The 244-nt window shown below is 70.5% G+C and carries 1 pseudogene; it reads right to left on the bottom strand.

Annotated elements, in window-relative coordinates:
- Window positions 1-244 (bottom strand): annotated as a pseudogene (locus tag PA598K_RS35715) (nickel pincer cofactor biosynthesis protein LarB); the annotation flags it as partial.

Here is a 244-nt window from a genome sequence, read left to right as displayed (position 1 = left end):
GCCGCCGCACAGCACGGCGATATGCCCGGGCAGCCGCTCGGCCGCCGCCCCATACTGCAGCAGCCCCGACTCGGCGTGGAAGACTGCCCCCGGGATCGCCTCGGCGAGCTGTTCGCCACGCTCTGGCGTGAGCCGCGTCACGAGTGCGCGGTCATGGTGAGCGATCAGACGCTGTACGATCGCCTCGATCTGCTCGACCGTCTTGCCCGCGCCGAAGACAACCTCGGGGAATCCGGTCCGTGCC

This window comes from Paenibacillus sp. 598K, from assembly GCF_003851045.1.
Classification (GTDB): domain Bacteria; phylum Bacillota; class Bacilli; order Paenibacillales; family Paenibacillaceae; genus Paenibacillus_D.
The sequence above is the reverse complement of the archived record's forward strand: the minus strand, read 5'-3'. Positions and strand labels throughout refer to the sequence as shown.